Genomic DNA, 16619 nt, shown 5'->3' on the forward strand with positions numbered 1-16619 from the left:
AGTTGTGAGTAGTTATTGAAAAAGAGGCAAGGGAGCAAAGAGAAAAGGGCAGAATGCTTTCCCCCTACCTCTTCGTTAAATGTCTGGTTCTTGCAGCCATCGCGCGACCATACCCGCTAAAACTCCACCTAAAATTGGAAACACGATGAAAATCCAAAGGTCAGCCAATGCCCAATCACGAGTAAAGACAGCTGTGGCTAGCGATCGCACCGGATTGACGCTGGCATTTGTCACCGGGATCAGGATAAGATGCGCCAAGGTAAGCCCTAAACCTATGGGGATGGGTGCAGACTGCTTGAGGGCAGGAGAAGATGTGACGCTCAAGATCAGCAGCACAAAGCCACAGGTAACAATGAGTTCGGCTAATGCACAAGCCCACCAGCTATAGTTACCAGGGGAGTGAATTCCCACCCCATTAGAACCAAAGTCGGCTGTTGTAAACCCAGGCTTGCCCATGCAAATCAAAAATAGGATAGTAGTTCCCCAAATTCCGCCGAGAACTTGACTTCCTATATATGGCAAAACGTCTCGGAAAGAAAATTGCTTGGCTACCCAAAAACCAATTGTGACGGCGGGGTTGATGTGACATCCACTGATCGACCCAAAAGTATAGGCAGCAGTCAACAAACTTAAGCCAAAAGCGATCGCCACCCCAGTAACTCCAACCCAAGGGACTGTGCCAGAAATAACCGCAGTACCCACGCCCATTAGAACCAACCAAGCTGTACCTAGAGCTTCTGCAAAACATCGTTTGGCTAACGAGTAACGATTCATGAGAAATGCTATAACTGGCTATACGTAATTGATACTTGTACAGATTAGCCGAATAACACTAAGATAAATACTCGCTTCTTGATTATTAAGTATAAAACGTAACGATATACTGCTGGTTGCCTGATTGAAAAACTTGAGCAGAAATTAAATTTATCCAATTGAAAACTGCTGTAATACCATTTCACGAAAAATTTGATGCAAATGTAAACACTGAAAGCCTTGCTGCATCTAAGTTTTTTAATTGCGTTAGCGGAGCGGGGCGTTAGCCCATTGCGAATTGCGAATTGTGAATTGGTATAACTTGTCATGACTCATGTGCAGCTATTGCATATTAATATTGGGAAATTGATCGGGAGAAATTATGGCACTATATCTAGACTCAGCGATCGCATCTGAAGCTGAAGTTGTTAAACTTTGGGGATGGGTGAAAGGCATTACAACCAATCCCACGCTGTTGTCTCAAAGCGATACACCACCAGAAACCACGCTCAAAAAATTGGTTGCCTTGACGAATGGCCCCTTATACTATCAACTTGTGGCATCTGATAAAGCTGGGATGTTAGCTGAAGGTAGAAAAGCTTTCGAGATTATTGGTTCACAAACAATTTTGAAGATTCCCGCAACACCGTTAGGTTTTGAAGTGGTGGCGAGTCTATCACCAGAAATTACCTGTTCGGTGACAGCAATTTACAGTGCAGCACAAGCAGCAGTAGCACGGGAGGCGGGAGCTAAAATTGCTATAGCTTATGTAAATCGCGCGACGCGGTTGTTAGGTGATGGTATTGCTTTGGTGCGAGATATAGCTAGTGTACTCAAAGGCAGTGATACTGAAATCTTGGCAGCTAGTATCAAATCTCCCGAAGAAGCAGCCGCATCATTGCAAGCCGGGGCGGATCATTTGACTTTACCATTGGTAATGTTGCAAGCGATCGCAACTCACGAATTCTCACAGAAAACTGTTGAAGAATTCGCTAAAGGAGGCATTGGCTTAAGATAATTCGTAATTCGTAATTAAAATGAGTTTGTCAGATATCCCTAATCTTTGGGTTCCCTTGGCACTTTTAGGTTTAATTATTGTCGCTGCTGTATTTTTCAGCCGCAGCAGTTGATATTTAAGCATTACAGTGAAGGTGGAGGTTCAGTTCTATGTTTGCTGTTGTCACGCCCGATACAATCCATTTGCCCCCAGGCGCAGTAGTACGCCTACCCGGAAGTTGGCAAGACTATCAAGCACTCAATGAACAACTAGGCGATCGCTCCTCTCCTCGCATTAAGTATCGAGATGGAGAAATTCTCTTGATGGCACCGCTACCAGAACATGGGCGAAAAGTAAGTGTAATTGCAGATGTAATCAAAGTTTTGCTCGATCATCTGGGGCGAGAATACGAAGCATTTACCCCAATCACAATGGAACTGCCACAGGAAAGTGGTATAGAACCAGACTATTGTTTTTATATTGAAAACTGGCAAGCGATTGCAGGTAAAAACCGCATCAATTGGGGTGTTGATCCATCCCCTGATTTAGTGGTAGAGATAGACATCACTAGCTACACCGATGTAAATGACTACCTGCCTTATAAAGTACCAGAAGTTTGGTTGTTTAGAAAGAATCAGCTTGTGATTTACAGATTGCAAGGGGATGTCTACACTATTGAAACTAGTAGCCGCTATTTTCCTAACATCAATGTGTCAGAGGTAGTTACAGAGTGTTTGAAAATTGCCTACGAGCGTAATACTAGCGCTGCTATTCGGGAATTACGGCGGAAATTGGCCAGTGAGAATTAAATATTTTGCGATCGCTTTCAGGAGGTGATTGTCGAATGGAAAGAATAGAACAGTATCGCCAAAGCATCCGCCAAATATTAACGTCTCACGGTAATTTTGAGAGTGGCAATTCAGACAATGAGGTGCAGAACCAAGGATTCACAAATCAAATTATTCTTCCTCCTGCCTTCTGCCTCCTGCCTCAAAACCAGTGACTTTGTACTTCATGCAAAAGAAAACTGCTGTATTCTGGGTTTACATCCGCCGTATAAGCGTCCGTATACAGGGTATGGAGTAGCTTAAGGGAAAGCAACCACAGCATATCAAAGATCACCGCGCAGACAATCTTCATCAACGGCGGCTACTTGATACGATAAAGTGCAGAGTGTCACAACTTACTTTCAAGTAAATAAAAAAGGAATACGTACATGGGAAAAGGGAGGTTAGAAGCATTCAGCGATGGGGTGATTGCCATTATCATCACCATTATGGTGCTGGAAATCAAAGTGCCGCATGGGTTCGATTTAGCTGCGCTGCGTCCCCTGATTCCAGTATTTCTCAGCTATGTGCTGAGTTTTATCTTTCTTGGCATTTACTGGAACAATCATCATCATCTCCTACAGGCAGTCCGACACGTTAATGGGCGTATTCTTTGGGCGAATCTGCATTTGCTGTTTTGGTTGTCGCTAATCCCCTTCGTCACTGGCTGGATGGGCGAGAATAACTTTGCTGCTATGCCAGCAGCCCTTTATGGTACGGTATTGTTATTGTCAGCGATTGCTTACTTCATCCTTACCCGCACCCTAATTTCTCATCATGGCAGCGATTCGACATTAGCGATCGCAGTAGGCCGAAATTTCAAAGGAAAAATATCGGTGCTGTTGTATGCAGTGGCAATTCCACTTGCCTTTGTAAACTCATGGCTTGCCTGTATACTATATGTTGTGGTTGCAGTTATGTGGCTCATCCCTGACCGTCGCATTGAAAATACTCTCACTCGCTGAACGTATTTGTTCAATATTCGATTGTTTCGTCTGACAATGCGATTGTTTCGCCTGACAATGCGATTGTTTCGCCTGACAATGCGATTGTTTCGCCTGACAATGCGATTGTTTCGTCTGACAATGTGATTGTTTTGCCTGACAATGTGATTGTTTTGCCTGACAATGTGATTGTTTTGCCTGACAATGTGATTGTTTCGACTAGCAAAAACAAATCTACCCCTTCTTTTCCCTTACCTTATCTAAAAACCTTGCCCCATCAAACAGAGATATCTAATAGGACGGGATAAAGTTTTTTGTATTTTATGCAAATGAGAACTGCCATAATGTGATGAGCGATATTAGACTCCTTTCACACAAGTGCAATATCTAAACACAAAAAATACCAGAACTGCAAAACCAACCGCCGCATAAAATACGCTATTAATTCCGCCAAAACCAAACGCATAGCCCATTAACAATGGCCCTAATGTTTGTCCTAATCCATAGAATGTTCCGTTTACCGATATAATTGTTGCCAAATATTCTTTTGGTGCTAAATCTGCTAAAAGTGTTTGGATAGTAGGAAAACCAATACCAAGTCCAATACCAAAAATTGTACTAGGGATTAATAATAACCAGATATTTGACACAAAGGGAACTATTAACATAGCTAAAGCATAAAAAACATAAGATGCACTAATTAAACTTGTGCCACTAAATCTTCTACCTAATCTACCTAATTGGGAAGCTGTAATAGTAATTGCTACAGAAACACTAGAAAGTAGCAATCCAATAATCGTAGGCGGCGCTTTAAAAGTATCGTTAATTAGCTGTGGTAAATAGGTAACGTAAGCGCCATAAAGAAACACAAAGTTAGCAGCACTGGCAATAAAAAGTCCAAATAGCTGACGATTTTTCAGAACTTTGACGGCATTACTTAAATACTGTTGAAGGTTGCGATCGCCTTTTGGTTCTGGATTATTGAGTGCAAACAAAACTAGTAATCCAAGAGGAATCGCTAATATCGGCAGCATGAAGGGATAATACCAGCCCATTGTTGCTAATGCACCACCAATTATTGGATAACTTGATGTGCCGACGCTGCTAATACTTGCATTGTAACCCATTGCAGTAATTCGTCTGTCTCCTGTGTATAAATCGCCGATTAAGGTGATACTCAAAGAAAGCAAAGAAGCAGCACCAATTCCTTGTAGCAAACGCAACCATAGCAATAAATTAAAATCACGAGCAAAGGCGCAGGCTGTACCAGCTATGCCAAATAAAAACAGTGAAGGAACAATAATTCTCTTTCTGCCCCATCTATCGGCAAGAATACCAATAATTGGCCCTAAAATCAGAGATGGGAATGTAAATGCTGTAATCAATAAACCTAAATTTTTCGGGTTGATATTTAAGTCTTTGGCTAACTTGGGAAAAGCCGGAGTCACGCTAGAAACTCCGATAACAGCAATCAATGTAACTGCACAAATAATCTGAAAATTTAGCTCTAGATAAATTGGCCTCTGTCGTTCAAATTGGCTGTTATCTTCTGGTGAATTCATGATTTTACTTTGGTGTATAAATAATCAATAACGCGAAGCATCTCTTAAGACGCTTCGCGTTTATGTGCAAAAAAGAGTGCCTAATTGATTGTCGTCTTAAGCTGCAACTTTTTCCTCAAATGGTTTAAAGGTTTTTTTGTTAGCACCGCAAATCGGACATTCCCAGTCATCGGGAATTTCTTCAAAAGGTGTACCAGGTGCAATTCCCGAATCAGGATCGCCAGCAACCGGATCGTAAATCATGCTGCATTTTTTGCAAATCCATTTCCGAGTTTTGGCATCTTCACCTGCGACTCTGGTTGCTGTTTGTCCTCCATTTAATACTTCTAAGGCTTCAGCATAACGATCGGCGTGGTAATTTTCGATAAATTTTAACAACCCAAAACGGTGTGCAGCTTCCCGAAACGTGTCAGCATGATCGCTAGATTCTTTAACTTGTTTGAGAAATTCTTCAGCCGCAGGATTGTCGCGATCGCGTTGAGCATCTGCGGCAAACTCAGGATACATTGTGGTATATTCGTAAGTCTCCCCCTCAATTGCCAAAGATAAACAGCGTGAGATAATTTCCCGTTTTTGTTCATCAGTTAAAGCAGCCGAATCTTCTACCACAAGTTCTGGATGTAGCAACTTAAAATGTGCAAAAGCGTGTTCGGTTTCTTGATCAGCTGTTTCTTTAAAAAGTTTTGCCAAGTCTGTAAACCCAAGTTGACGCGCTACATCTGCAAAAAACAGATACTTGCGATTTGCCATCGATTCACCACCGAAAGCAGCTTCTAAGTTTTGAAGTGTAGTAAAGTTGGACAAATCCATAATTTTTGGATGCCTGCAAAGTGATGTTTAGCCTGAAAATACAGACTCTACAACCGGATAGATGAGCCATTCTTTGTACAATTTTAGAAACGTTTTATACAAAATTGATTGGCTTATATTTAGTAATCCGTTTTGTGAGCTGCTCTTGGACAATTATAAAACTGAAAAGTTTTACAGATGACAAATGATATTTTTGATTTAGAGATGACTGTGATTTCTTCAAGTCGTCTGAAGTTCTAAAAATGGGTAATCAGTGTATCCTGTTGCATCAGGGGCATAAAATGTCTTTGAATCTGGGGTGTTCAAATGTGTGTTAAGTTCTAAGCGTTTTGGTAAGTCAGGATTAGCAAGAAATAACTTGCCAAAGGAAACTAAATCTGCATTGTTGCTGGACAGAATACTATCTCCTGTTAGGCGATCATAGCCACCATTGGTAACTAAAGTACCTTGGAATATTTGGCGGAAGTAAGGTGTTACGGGGTTCATGACTTCGCGCGTTGCTAAATCGACTTCATTCGGTTCCATCAGGTGAAGATAGGCAAGTCCAAAGGGGTTAAGAGCGTTGATGGCATAACTAAAAGTTTCTTGAGGGCTGGAGTCATGCATCCCGTAGAAAGTATTACTTGGCGAAAGTTTGATCCCAACACGGTTTGCACCCCAAACGCTAGCGACTGCTTCCACAACTTCTAAGAGGAATCGGCTGCGCTTTTCTATTGAACCGCCATACTCATCTGTGCGCTGGTTCGAGCCATCTTGGAGGAATTGATCGATTAAATAGCCAAATGCACCGTGAAGTTCAATCCCATCAAAACCAGCCGCCAAGGCATTTTCTGCGCCTTTACGGAATTGCTCGACAATCTCGGAAATTTCTTGAGTTTCTAAAGCACGAGGAGTTTCCAACGACACTTTACCTATGGGTGTATGGAGTGAGCCAACTCCAGCGATCGCACTAGGAGCAACTGGCAACTCTCCACCAAGTAAAGCCGAGTGAGAAACTCTCCCAGAATGCCAAAGTTGCAAAAAAATTCTGCCCCCTTGTTCATGTACTGCATTAGTTGTCAACTGCCATCCTGCCACTTGTTCTTCTGAGTAAATTCCTGGGCAGTTGATGTATCCTAAGCTCAGAGGTGAAACCATTGTACATTCAGTAACAACTAGCCCAGCACTAGCCCGTTGCGCGTAGTAAGTTGCCATCAGCGAGTTTGGGATGCTTGCAATTGCCCGCAAACGCGTCATCGGTGCCATTACGATCCGATTTGGTAAAGTGTAAGGGCCAAGCTGAACTGGTGTGAAAAGATTGATATTGGAATTCATGGCTGAAATTTTATTGGTAGATTAACGGCGTTATACATTACTGGTTGAGGTTTTGAAACGGGGAATATCGCTTTCCTGATGAAAGCTTCAATCGCCTCACGCGATTCCACCGTTTACACGGATGTTTTGCCCAGTGATCCATCTGGCTTCGTCGCTAGCGAGGAACGCTACTACATCGGCGATTTGTTGCACATCTCCGAGTTTGCCAAAAGCAGCCATTTGGGCTAAACGATCTATCTGTTCTTGTGTTTTGCCTTCTCGAAACATTTCTGTATCGGTGGGGCCAGGAGAAATAACATTAACTGCGATCGCTTTTGCACCCAATTCTTTAGCTAGTACCCGTGTAATTTGTTCAACAGCACCCTTGGTTCCAACATAGGCACTATAAGTTGGCAGCATCATTGCCGTAGTTGATGAAGAAAAGTTGATAATCCGCCCCCCTTCTGCCATGTGTTGCGCGGCTTGTTGGCAAGTAAAATAAGTGCCTTTGACGTTAATAGCAAAAATCGCGTCGAAATCTTCTTCACTCACCTGAGTAATTGGTTTATAGAGGGCGATTCCGGCATTGTTGACCAAAATATCGACTTTACCGAAGCGTTGAAGTGTTTGCTCAAATAACCGTTGAATGTCGGGTAATTTGCTAATATCAGCTTGTACGGCGATCGCCTCTACTCCCAACTTTTCTATTTCTGCAACAACTTCCTGTGCTTTGCCTGCATTACCCGCATAGTTAACGACAATAGATGCGCCGTTACCAGCTAACTTGAGTGCGATCGCTCGTCCAATTCCCCGCGATGCACCAGTAATAATTGCAACTTTCCCGGCTATTGATGCCATAGATTAATCTAGTTTTATTTTGGTTCGCCAAAGTGATTATCTGCTGTTAACATACTGTACCAAGGTTAAATTTAGCGATCGCTGGTAAAGTGCCAACTTCATTCAAGCAAAAATCCCGCCAGCGACTTCAACCGGAAAGGCAGAGGGCAGAGGGCAGGAGGCTCAGTTGGAATACTGTCCTCTGTCCTCTATCCTCTGCCGCGACTGCAATAAGCAAGGGTTTGAGTCCCCCACTGAAATCTCTGATTCAGTGGCACTTAATTGATGGGGGTCTAAATCTTCACCAAATTCTTCCCTCCTGCCTCCTGCCTTCGTTTTAAGTAATACCAATTCTTTATGAGGGCTAACTAAAATACGCGGCGCATGAAAACAAAAAAATTATTTTCAACGATCGCTAAAACTTAAGCTGAACTTCCCCCGGAGCAAATGTACTAAACAGCCCTTTAATCCTTATTAACCAACAACGCAGCCGAAGAAGCTCTTTTACGCTTGCGTATCGAGGCAGCACCAAGCATAGTGCAACTAAACAGTGAACCTAGAATTGTTGAGGGTTCTGGGACAGTATAGACGTTCACCTGATTACTTTTAGATTCTACTAAGGTTAAACGAGTTAACTTATCGAAAGTACGGGAATATTTACCTTTAAAGCTAGTCGAAGCATATTCCTGTTTTCCGCCAAAATAGTTTTTACGAGAAGTCTGACTTGAATCAAGAGTTATGCTGCTACTCGGTTCAAATACAAAAGCATCATTGTTACCTAGAGTTGATAAATTTCCATAAATCTTGAAAGAGTCCAAAAGTTCATCAGTGTCGCTGTCGTATAACTCATATAATAACTCTCCACGAGCATTTGCACGTTCAGTGAATGCATCATCAATGGATGTTCCAAGCTTAAATAAGCCACTGAAATCAAAATAAAACTCTTTGTCTACTGTAAAGTCATAACCGATAATCGCAGCCAAGCTTTTCGCCGACCCTGTATACCCATCACCCTGACCTTTAGCTTGGCTGAAAGACCAATTGGAGGCAGAGTTGTTTGCATCGACATTAAAATTAGCCTCAGCTTTAGCATCAGCACTTACTTGACCACCTGTGCTAATTGCTTCAGTCACAGTATCAGTCAGAGTCCTAACACTTGAAGGACTGCTACTAAAGTTGTCTATGTTGAATCTTGACTCAGAATATGCAATGGTAGCAGCTTGGCTCGGCGAGGTTGCCAATATCGAAGTAGCGATCGCTGGAGTAACCAGTGCCAAAAAACGCTTGACAGTTTTAATGTATTTTTTCATACAATTTTTTGTTTTTCCTTTTACGATGCTTGGATTGGAAATTTGTCATGCTTACTTACTGCCTTACTAATGAGCAAGAGCAAAATATAGGCAAGCAGGATGGACAGCTTGGGGAATTTTCAAGCCGATTTTGTCTTATGCAAAAGAAATCTTCTATTTAACAATGAATGCTTATTTACCGTTTTCTCACCCCAAGTTCAGTAATATCCGCACCAGTAATTTAGTCATAAACCCTAGATTGCAGAAAATTAAGTACATACTTATACTAATTGTGCGTCGATTCATGTCATGTAAACTTTGAGTAAAATGGAGCGTTCCTTAATTGATATTTAGGTAAGGATTTAGGTAGAGAGGAATTGACATAAGTGATGTTGATGCCAGAGCATCCTTTGATGAGCAAGCAAGCCACGTAAAATCAAGCGAACCTCTACCAATTGTCGAAGTCAGGATTAGTATAAATACGGTTCGGTTAAGGTGCATAGTGTAAAGATCCCCTCACATTCATACCACTGTTCTACAACGGCATGTTTCCATAGGTTTTAAGAAACGGATTCACCTTTGGGTAGATTTAGACAGAATGATCAAAACTGTATATTTGGATGTAATAACAGATAATTTGCCACAAAACCTCATGCTAAATCAGTAATTTCCACATCAACAGATAAAATATTGAGCGAATTTAAACTTACGCATTGACATAAAAATCAAAATAAGAGGTATGATTTTCAGCGCTTCTAACTTGATTTTTCTATTATTCACCAAGCGATCGCAACCAACCAAAGGGGTTTATAAAAGCCTGAAACAACGTCTTTACATTGATACACAAGATGATTCCTTTGTACAGTGCGTAAGTCCTAGAATTCTAGTTAGTTCCTTAAGTTCCTCATAAGCCATGACATCCCCTGAGCCTCAAACTGATTTTGGAGAAAAAGCTCCACAAACCTCATTTGAGCCACCTTCTGGAAAACGGCGGTGGCTTTGGGTTTTAGCTGCACTACTATTGTTAGGAGGCGGAGCAACTCTAGTTTGGCGTTTGCTCACTCCCCAAAATCCAGTATCTTCAACTGCTAATGTTCAACCTCAAGGGGTAAGAGTCAAAATATCGACAGTACAAAGCGGTATTATTGAGGAAAGTTCAGATTTTATTGCTAGCCTCAAGTCCCAGCGGTCAGTCACGCTCCAGCCGAGGATTCAGGGCCAAGTTACCCAGATATTTGTCAAATCGGGAGATCGAGTCGCAGCAGGAGCAGCAATTCTCCAAGTAGATCCTGCTTCACTTGCAGGTGTCAGTGGAAGCAATGCTATACCTCAAGGATTTTTAGTGCAACTGGAAAATGCCCGCGCCATACTCAAATCTCTGGAAGCACAACGACCATCCTTTGTTGCCAATGTACAATTGTACCAGCAGAACTACGAAAAGTTTGTCACTCTAGCTGAAGAAGGAGCCGTATCTCGACAGACTCGCAATCAGTTTGCTGATCGGCTCGCCAATGCTAAAACTAATCTTGATGCAATTGATTCCAGGATTCAAGCACAACGAGCCAACATATTGCAGGCTGAACAAACTTTGCAGCAAGCTAATGTAAATATTCCACAACAAGGGAATCTCCAGTCTGACAAAATGATTGCTCCTTTTAGTGGCACTGTTGGCAACATCGCTGTGAAAGTAGGTGATTTAGTTAACACTTCCACACCATTAGTTAATATCACGCAAAATCGACCTTTATAAGTCAATATCTCTGTGCCATTACAGCAAGGGCCACAATTGCGTAAGGGAATGCCAGTGGAAGTGATGAACGCACAAGGTCAAAAGCTGGGTAGAAGTAGAGTATTTTTTATTGCACCTAGTGCTAGTAATGAAACACAAGGAATACTGATAAAAGCACTTTTTGATAACCCTAATGGTCAGTTACGTGCAGATCAATTGGTAAGGGCTAGAGTATTCTGGAATCAGCGCCCCGGAATTTTAATCCCCACAACTGCAATGACTCGTATAGGGGGAGACACTTTTGTTTATGTTGTTGAAACAGAAACATCTCCCCAAGGTGTATCCCAACAAGTAGCTCGGCAAAAGCGAGTGAAGCTAGGCGAGATAAAAGATAATAATTATCAAGTTATTGAAGGGTTACAGCCAAAAGATAAAGTTATTATCTCAGGATTGCTTAATCTTAGGGATGGTGTTGCGATCGTTCCAGAATATTAATTAAAGGGAGTAGAGAGCGGGAGTGGAGGATAAATTTTCAGTCTTGTCTTGTACCAATACCCACTCAAGAGCTTTAACTATAGCAGTTTTGGTGCTTTACGGGTACTACGTTGGAGAACTCGTAGAGTAGCCGCTCCACGTCTTTTATATGGAATAAACTTCGATCTGACTCTTATTCTTCTCTCTCAAAAAAAGTATTCATAATGATATAATTCGTTTTGTAAATCGTAATTAGGCTATAAATTATTCATGTTACCGAGTATTTAATTAAGCTTTAAAGATAAAAACGAGCGATGCTTTTAAATATGACCCGTAGGCATCGTAGGCTGAAAATTTGTGTTTTCAACCTCGGTTATGAGTAGATTTTAAGCGCCATTATTTATTAACAAATGGTTAATAAACTTAGCTTAAGCTGTCACCAATGGGCAAAGGCAAGCAATTACTTAATTACGTAAAACAGGCAAACAATTATGTCAGTGCGAATCATTCAATCTAAATGTGGTTTATTTTTAACTTGTTTACTTGGACAAATAATGTTGTTTGCTGCGCCAGTACAAGCTGGAGTGGAGGGCAAAAGCTACACTGTCAGTGTTAATTCGAGTTTAGGAGATAATTTTACTGCTTGTTTTCAATTTAACACCAATGGTACCTTACGCTTTCTTGGGCAAAACGCTACTTATACTACTTCTAATGGTAACAATCAGGCAACTTGGAGAGCAGTCACCCCCCCTTCAGCATTAGTAAGTATTGCATTTAACGGTCAAGTAATGGGAGACTTTGTTTCAGCTCCTGGGATAAGTGGTAGTGGGATGAATTCCAATGGAACTACTTTTACTTTAAATGGAACACTCTTATCTAGCCCAACATGTCCGCTAAGTCCATCAAATCTTCAATTTGGGGGAAGTCGAGAAAATCCCTTCTTAAAATAATGTAATCTAGGCAGGTTTGATAAATCAGATGAGCTTTTGGTTGAACATGTTCAACAAGATTCGCCAAGCCTCGTCAAACTTTAATCTGCCGTGAAGAGAGGGCACTTATCCTCAGATATTGCAAAATATTTTTATTTCTCCCGCCTGGCAATTACTTGAAGTCGCTGGCGGGATTTTTGCTTGAATGAAAAGGAAGGAAAACATTCTTGACAGTTAGAAGTTCCCCTCTTTTTAAGGAGGCTAGGAGGGATCTAGGTTTCAGGCTTCAGTGCGTAAGTCCTAAATACTTTTATTTCTCCCGCTTGGCGGTTATACCATTTCACTTTAATAATGATACAAATACGCTGGTAGGGGCATTATCAGACATCCTCTAACTTAATTGATTGCGAAACTTGCTAAGACTAATAGTTAATAACACAACAGCAATACTAAGCAATGCCAGAATATGCATCCATAACACTTCTAAACCAACCCCTTTAAGTAAAATGCCTCGAACAATGGCAATGTAATGACGTAAGGGATTCAGCAGAGATAGGACTTGAAAAAAGGGGGGCATGGCTTCGATAGGGGCAAGCACCCCAGAAGTCTGCAATATCGGCATATTGACGAAAAATGACATCAGTACCACCTGTTGTTGCGAGCTTGAAAACATCGCCAACAGAATACCTATACTGATCCCAACAAGCAGATATATAATTGACAGCCCAAAAAATAGTAGAAAATTTCCCCGCAACGGTAAACCAAAGACCAATTGTCCTAAAATCAAAGCTAGCAGAATATCTCCCATGAGCAAAAACGCTAAGGGCAAAATTTTGGCGAGCAAAATTTCCCAGTTTGCGGCTGGTGTCATAAGTAATTGCTCCAAAGTTCCGCTATCTTTCTCTCGCACAACAGCGACTGATGAAACTAGTGTTCCAACAAGGGTTAACACTAGACCCATAACTCCCGGTACAAAATACCAACTACTTATTAGTCCTGGATTATATAGAAATACCACTTGGAGTGATACTGGAGGATTCAGCTGGGTTTGCCCAAAGTTACGATTATAATTTTGAATAATCTGAGTCATGTAGCCACTGGCAATGCCTGCTGCATTTGCATCCACTCCATCAATGAATATTTGAATCTCAGCTTCTTTTGTTGGCAGTTTTCTGGGGAATTCTGGTGGAATGAGCACCCCCACATTCAGTTTGCCCTCTTCTACTTGACGGCTTAAATCTTTCTCCGTTGTTGGTACAGATTCTATGGTAAAAATGCCATTAGAGGTCATTGCCTGAACCAGTTCCCGACTAGCACCTACATTCGCATAATCAATAACACCCAATTTCAAATTATGTACATCAGGATTAAGTGCAAATCCATAAAGTAATAATTGCATTGTTGGTGGCACAATCAAGAGAATAATTAACTGCTTATCTCGCAGAATTTGATTGATTTCTTTCCGGAGTAATGCCCAAAACGAGCTATTAATTAATCGTGAAAAACACATATTGGTTAGTAGTTATAGGTTAGAGTTTAGCAATCTTTAGATTATATAAGTTTCCTGTAAAATAACCTTAAGCTAAGGATTTCAGCCTACAAAAATGCAATTTATAAGTGTAAAAGAATAATGAGGAATTAATACTTAGGAAGTAACAGTTTAATAAGGCAATTGCATCCTCCCTAAAGCACGACGTGTTATATTAAAAAACACCAATCCAAAAACAATTAGTACGACTACATCAAACCAAACTCCTGCCCATCCAGTACCCCTGACAAATGCATCACGAGTGATATCTATAAAATAGCGGGCGGGAACTATGTTAGGCATAAGTGATATGGGAAAGGGAATGTTGCTAATAGGATAAATAAAACCAGACAGTAATAGAGAGGTAACAAAACCGATCACAGAGACACTTTGTACAGCAGCATTTTGGTTACTGCTTCGTACCCCAAATAGCAAACCAAATAAAACACTGTCTGTAAGAAAAACTTCTAACTGCGCGTTTCTTATACCGGGGTTGAAACCAGTTGATTGTGCTTGGGTGAGTGCCGCTTGGGCAGCGATTAACTGCTCAGAAGCCGCATTTACTGCTGCCTCTCGTGCCTGTAAAGTTGCGATCGCAGTGTCGAAAGTAGTTTGTGTTTGGTCAAATTGCTGTTGGGTAACTGCTCCATCATTCAGCAATTTAGCATAGCGATCGCGATTTATTTTAGCTAGCTTGACTTCCGCTGCTGCCTGTTTAAGTACCGCCTGCGCTTGCACAACTTGTGCCCTAGCTACCGCAGTGTTAGCTCGTGCTTGATTAACTTGACCTACCGTATCACCTCGAGACTGCTGTAAATTAAGTTGTGCTTCAAGGATTTGGCTGTTGACTTCTTCTATCTCACCTTGTACCCGCTCTACATCTGAACGAGCCTGTTGTTCATCAGATTGAGCAGACGCAATCTGTGCGTTTGCAGATTGCAGTTGTCCTTGCAGCAGTTGGTCGTTGCTGTTATCTAATTTAATTAATTTCTCACCCTTTTTAACTGCTGCCCCTTCGCGTACTGCGATCGACTCAATTCGTCCCGAAAGCTTTACGCCAATCTCAGTTTCATAACCTTCAATGCGTCCACTTACTTTGAGTATGTCTGCTCTCGGTTGCGGCTGTAAGGCATCATGTAAAAATAAGTTGTACAAAATTTATTTGGAATAGCTTGCTAAATCTAGCTTTCGCACAAAAATTGTTCAGGTTATTTTTACACAAATCCTAAGCTCCAAAATAGATAACCAATACCTGCGATCGTCACCGTTGCCAATATCAAAGGAACCGCTTTGGTGCGATGCTGCTTTGCTGGTGACACTGGAGCAGGAAGACTTTCTGTATATTTAGAGACAGTCTGAGCCATGCTATTACCCTTGATTACTAATTTATGGATTGGATTCCCATCTTGCAGCAAGCCTTAAACTAAAGTTTGGGCTTTATAGAGGCGCGAAATTATCCCTAATTAATACAATACAATCTGTGTTGTCAACAGAGCTAAGGAGTCGCGCAAAAATAACTTGAACACTTTTGATTGGAAAGTAAGGCTAACAGCTTATTCCAAATTAAATTTGTACAACTTATTTTTACATGATGCCTAAGATAAATACAAAATCAACTGCCGAACCAACTAGAGAACCAAAAATCTTTGTAGGTAAAGCATTGCCAAACAACATTACCACTGTTCCCACAAACATCTAAGGCCATTGGATTTCGCGCCAAATGTAGAATCCTGCCACACCAACCAACAAAGCGATTAAAATTGTCAAAATTGGCGCTTGACTTTTTTTAGGTTTATATCTCAAACTGCCAGCAAAAGTTATTGGTGCTAGTTCCAAGTGCTTGAAATTAGTCACCAATGCCAATCCAATCAAACCAAATGTAATCGTCCAGGAACCAGAGAGCAAAATCGGTTTACTTGCCCACAACACACCAGCAGCACTAGCTAGTTTAACAGCCACTACCACTAACAACGGAATCAATAAATCATGTAATAAAAACCGCAGACGATTAAGGAATTTTAGGAAACTACCTTCATTAATCAAACGACCCAGCGAAATAATAAGATTGTCATAGGTCATTCCAGCTATCACTAACAGCAGCAACAATATGTTTGCATGGTGTGAGTGTTGCCATAAACTTATGCTCCATGTAGCTAAGACCAAATTAGCTACCGTATAGAGTGGATATAAGATAGCCCCCATAATTGAATTCCTAGTATTTTTACAGAACTAAAATTTAGATTACAAAATTAACTTTTCTATATTCTTATTAGGTTCAGCAAAATAAACTGAAGTAATTAAGAAGTTAGATATGAGCTAATGATTGCCCTGTAGCAAAAGCAATGTTTTATACTTTATAATCACTCGATTTAAAAGATTGTAAATAAATGATTAGTTTTTTATTTTTAAATAACTCTGTAAGAAATTTATTCAAATGTTGAATTAGCATCCAAAAATAGATTAAATACCATTGATTTAACCTCAAATACTGAGCTTTTCGTTTAAAAAGGTACTTTTCAGGTCAGGGTCAAAATTGTACAAGATATGAGTCAGCCAAGGGCAAACACATCTAAATAAAACTTCAAAGCCTTGACTGAAATGAACATATACTTGCATCGTGCCATTAGGAACATTATAAGCACGACGT

Annotated in this window: 16 protein-coding genes and 1 pseudogene; 6 read left to right on the plus strand and 11 right to left on the minus strand. The window is 40.9% G+C overall.

Annotated elements, in window-relative coordinates:
• Positions 1-75: 75 nt before the first annotated feature.
• On the minus strand, positions 76-774 hold the full coding sequence (gene aqpZ / locus H6G26_RS11515; RefSeq protein ID WP_190729380.1) for an aquaporin Z: 699 nt from the start codon (positions 772-774) through the stop codon (positions 76-78).
• A gap of 361 nt (positions 775-1135) precedes the next feature.
• On the opposite strand from aqpZ, the gene H6G26_RS11520 reads away from it, so the two are divergent.
• The 4 genes from H6G26_RS11520 (at position 1136) to H6G26_RS11535 (ending at position 3542) form a co-directional block, all read left to right on the plus strand.
• Positions 1136-1771, plus strand: coding sequence for a transaldolase family protein (locus H6G26_RS11520; RefSeq protein WP_190729381.1), 636 nt, complete (start codon positions 1136-1138; stop codon positions 1769-1771).
• Positions 1772-1920: 149 nt separating this feature from the next.
• Entirely contained in the window at positions 1921-2559 is a 639-nt protein-coding gene (locus tag H6G26_RS11525) for a Uma2 family endonuclease (protein ID WP_190729382.1), read from the plus strand.
• 35 nt (positions 2560-2594) lie between these two features.
• Positions 2595-2753 (plus strand): hypothetical protein, encoded by a 159-nt coding sequence (locus H6G26_RS11530; protein WP_190729383.1) that lies wholly within the window; start codon positions 2595-2597, stop codon positions 2751-2753.
• A gap of 213 nt (positions 2754-2966) precedes the next feature.
• Positions 2967-3542 carry a TMEM175 family protein gene (locus H6G26_RS11535; protein ID WP_190729384.1) on the plus strand — a complete coding sequence of 192 codons (576 nt, stop codon included), beginning with the start codon at positions 2967-2969 and terminating at the stop codon, positions 3540-3542.
• Positions 3543-3552: 10 nt separating this feature from the next.
• On the opposite strand, the gene H6G26_RS42075 is transcribed toward H6G26_RS11535, so the two are convergent.
• The 6 genes from H6G26_RS42075 to H6G26_RS11560 all read right to left on the minus strand — a co-directional run bounded on the left by H6G26_RS42075 (position 3553) and on the right by H6G26_RS11560 (position 9333).
• Positions 3553-3747, minus strand: coding sequence for a hypothetical protein (locus H6G26_RS42075; protein ID WP_206757537.1), 195 nt, complete (start codon positions 3745-3747; stop codon positions 3553-3555).
• A 133-nt stretch (positions 3748-3880) separates the two neighbouring features.
• On the minus strand, positions 3881-5083 hold the full coding sequence (locus H6G26_RS11540) for an MFS transporter (RefSeq protein WP_190729385.1): 1203 nt from the start codon (positions 5081-5083) through the stop codon (positions 3881-3883).
• Between the two features lie 96 nt (positions 5084-5179).
• Positions 5180-5893, minus strand: coding sequence for a rubrerythrin family protein (locus H6G26_RS11545; protein ID WP_190729386.1), 714 nt, complete (start codon positions 5891-5893; stop codon positions 5180-5182).
• Positions 5894-6112: 219 nt separating this feature from the next.
• Complete coding sequence (locus H6G26_RS11550; RefSeq protein ID WP_190729387.1) at positions 6113-7207, minus strand: alkene reductase; 1095 nt, start codon at positions 7205-7207, stop codon at positions 6113-6115.
• A 96-nt stretch (positions 7208-7303) separates the two neighbouring features.
• Positions 7304-8044, minus strand: coding sequence for an SDR family oxidoreductase (locus H6G26_RS11555; protein ID WP_190729388.1), 741 nt, complete (start codon positions 8042-8044; stop codon positions 7304-7306).
• A gap of 443 nt (positions 8045-8487) precedes the next feature.
• Entirely contained in the window at positions 8488-9333 is an 846-nt protein-coding gene (locus H6G26_RS11560; RefSeq protein ID WP_190729389.1) for a PEP-CTERM sorting domain-containing protein, read from the minus strand.
• A gap of 892 nt (positions 9334-10225) precedes the next feature.
• Between H6G26_RS11560 and H6G26_RS11565 the strand changes: the two are divergent.
• Both H6G26_RS11565 and H6G26_RS11570 read left to right on the plus strand, forming a co-directional pair.
• Positions 10226-11536: pseudogene (locus H6G26_RS11565) on the plus strand (efflux RND transporter periplasmic adaptor subunit).
• A gap of 470 nt (positions 11537-12006) precedes the next feature.
• Entirely contained in the window at positions 12007-12465 is a 459-nt protein-coding gene (locus H6G26_RS11570; RefSeq protein ID WP_190729390.1) for a hypothetical protein, read from the plus strand.
• A 370-nt stretch (positions 12466-12835) separates the two neighbouring features.
• Here the strand turns inward: H6G26_RS11570 and H6G26_RS11575 are convergent, their stop codons facing one another.
• The 4 genes from H6G26_RS11575 to H6G26_RS11590 form a co-directional block, all read right to left on the minus strand.
• A complete protein-coding gene (locus tag H6G26_RS11575) occupies positions 12836-13954 on the minus strand; it encodes an ABC transporter permease (protein WP_190729391.1) in 1119 nt (372 codons plus the stop codon).
• 150 nt (positions 13955-14104) lie between these two features.
• Positions 14105-15127, minus strand: a complete 1023-nt coding sequence (locus tag H6G26_RS11580) for a biotin/lipoyl-binding protein (RefSeq protein ID WP_242053671.1) — start codon at positions 15125-15127, stop codon at positions 14105-14107.
• 59 nt (positions 15128-15186) lie between these two features.
• Positions 15187-15336, minus strand: a complete 150-nt coding sequence (locus H6G26_RS11585; protein ID WP_190729392.1) for a hypothetical protein — start codon at positions 15334-15336, stop codon at positions 15187-15189.
• Positions 15337-15667: 331 nt separating this feature from the next.
• Complete coding sequence (locus H6G26_RS11590; protein WP_190729393.1) at positions 15668-16174, minus strand: hypothetical protein; 507 nt, start codon at positions 16172-16174, stop codon at positions 15668-15670.
• Positions 16175-16619 lie beyond the last annotated feature (445 nt).

Origin of the sequence: Nostoc sp. FACHB-888 (assembly GCF_014696655.1) — a bacterium.
Taxonomy (GTDB): domain Bacteria; phylum Cyanobacteriota; class Cyanobacteriia; order Cyanobacteriales; family Nostocaceae; genus Nostoc.

Excerpts from the sequence above, each read along its gene's own strand:
- aqpZ (WP_190729380.1), bottom strand. The coding sequence starts at position 774 with ATGAATCGTTACTCGTTAGCCAAACGATGTTTTGCAGAAGCTCTAGGT.
- H6G26_RS11520 (WP_190729381.1), top strand. The coding sequence starts at position 1,136 with ATGGCACTATATCTAGACTCAGCGATCGCATCTGAAGCTGAAGTTGTT.
- H6G26_RS11525 (WP_190729382.1), top strand. The coding sequence starts at position 1,921 with ATGTTTGCTGTTGTCACGCCCGATACAATCCATTTGCCCCCAGGCGCA.
- H6G26_RS11530 (WP_190729383.1), top strand. The coding sequence starts at position 2,595 with ATGGAAAGAATAGAACAGTATCGCCAAAGCATCCGCCAAATATTAACG.
- H6G26_RS11535 (WP_190729384.1), top strand. The coding sequence starts at position 2,967 with ATGGGAAAAGGGAGGTTAGAAGCATTCAGCGATGGGGTGATTGCCATT.
- H6G26_RS11540 (WP_190729385.1), bottom strand. The coding sequence starts at position 5,083 with ATGAATTCACCAGAAGATAACAGCCAATTTGAACGACAGAGGCCAATT.
- H6G26_RS11545 (WP_190729386.1), bottom strand. The coding sequence starts at position 5,893 with ATGGATTTGTCCAACTTTACTACACTTCAAAACTTAGAAGCTGCTTTC.
- H6G26_RS11550 (WP_190729387.1), bottom strand. The coding sequence starts at position 7,207 with ATGAATTCCAATATCAATCTTTTCACACCAGTTCAGCTTGGCCCTTAC.
- H6G26_RS11555 (WP_190729388.1), bottom strand. The coding sequence starts at position 8,044 with ATGGCATCAATAGCCGGGAAAGTTGCAATTATTACTGGTGCATCGCGG.
- H6G26_RS11560 (WP_190729389.1), bottom strand. The coding sequence starts at position 9,333 with ATGAAAAAATACATTAAAACTGTCAAGCGTTTTTTGGCACTGGTTACT.
- H6G26_RS11570 (WP_190729390.1), top strand. The coding sequence starts at position 12,007 with ATGTCAGTGCGAATCATTCAATCTAAATGTGGTTTATTTTTAACTTGT.
- H6G26_RS11575 (WP_190729391.1), bottom strand. The coding sequence starts at position 13,954 with ATGTGTTTTTCACGATTAATTAATAGCTCGTTTTGGGCATTACTCCGG.
- H6G26_RS11585 (WP_190729392.1), bottom strand. The coding sequence starts at position 15,336 with ATGGCTCAGACTGTCTCTAAATATACAGAAAGTCTTCCTGCTCCAGTG.
- H6G26_RS11590 (WP_190729393.1), bottom strand. The coding sequence starts at position 16,174 with ATGGGGGCTATCTTATATCCACTCTATACGGTAGCTAATTTGGTCTTA.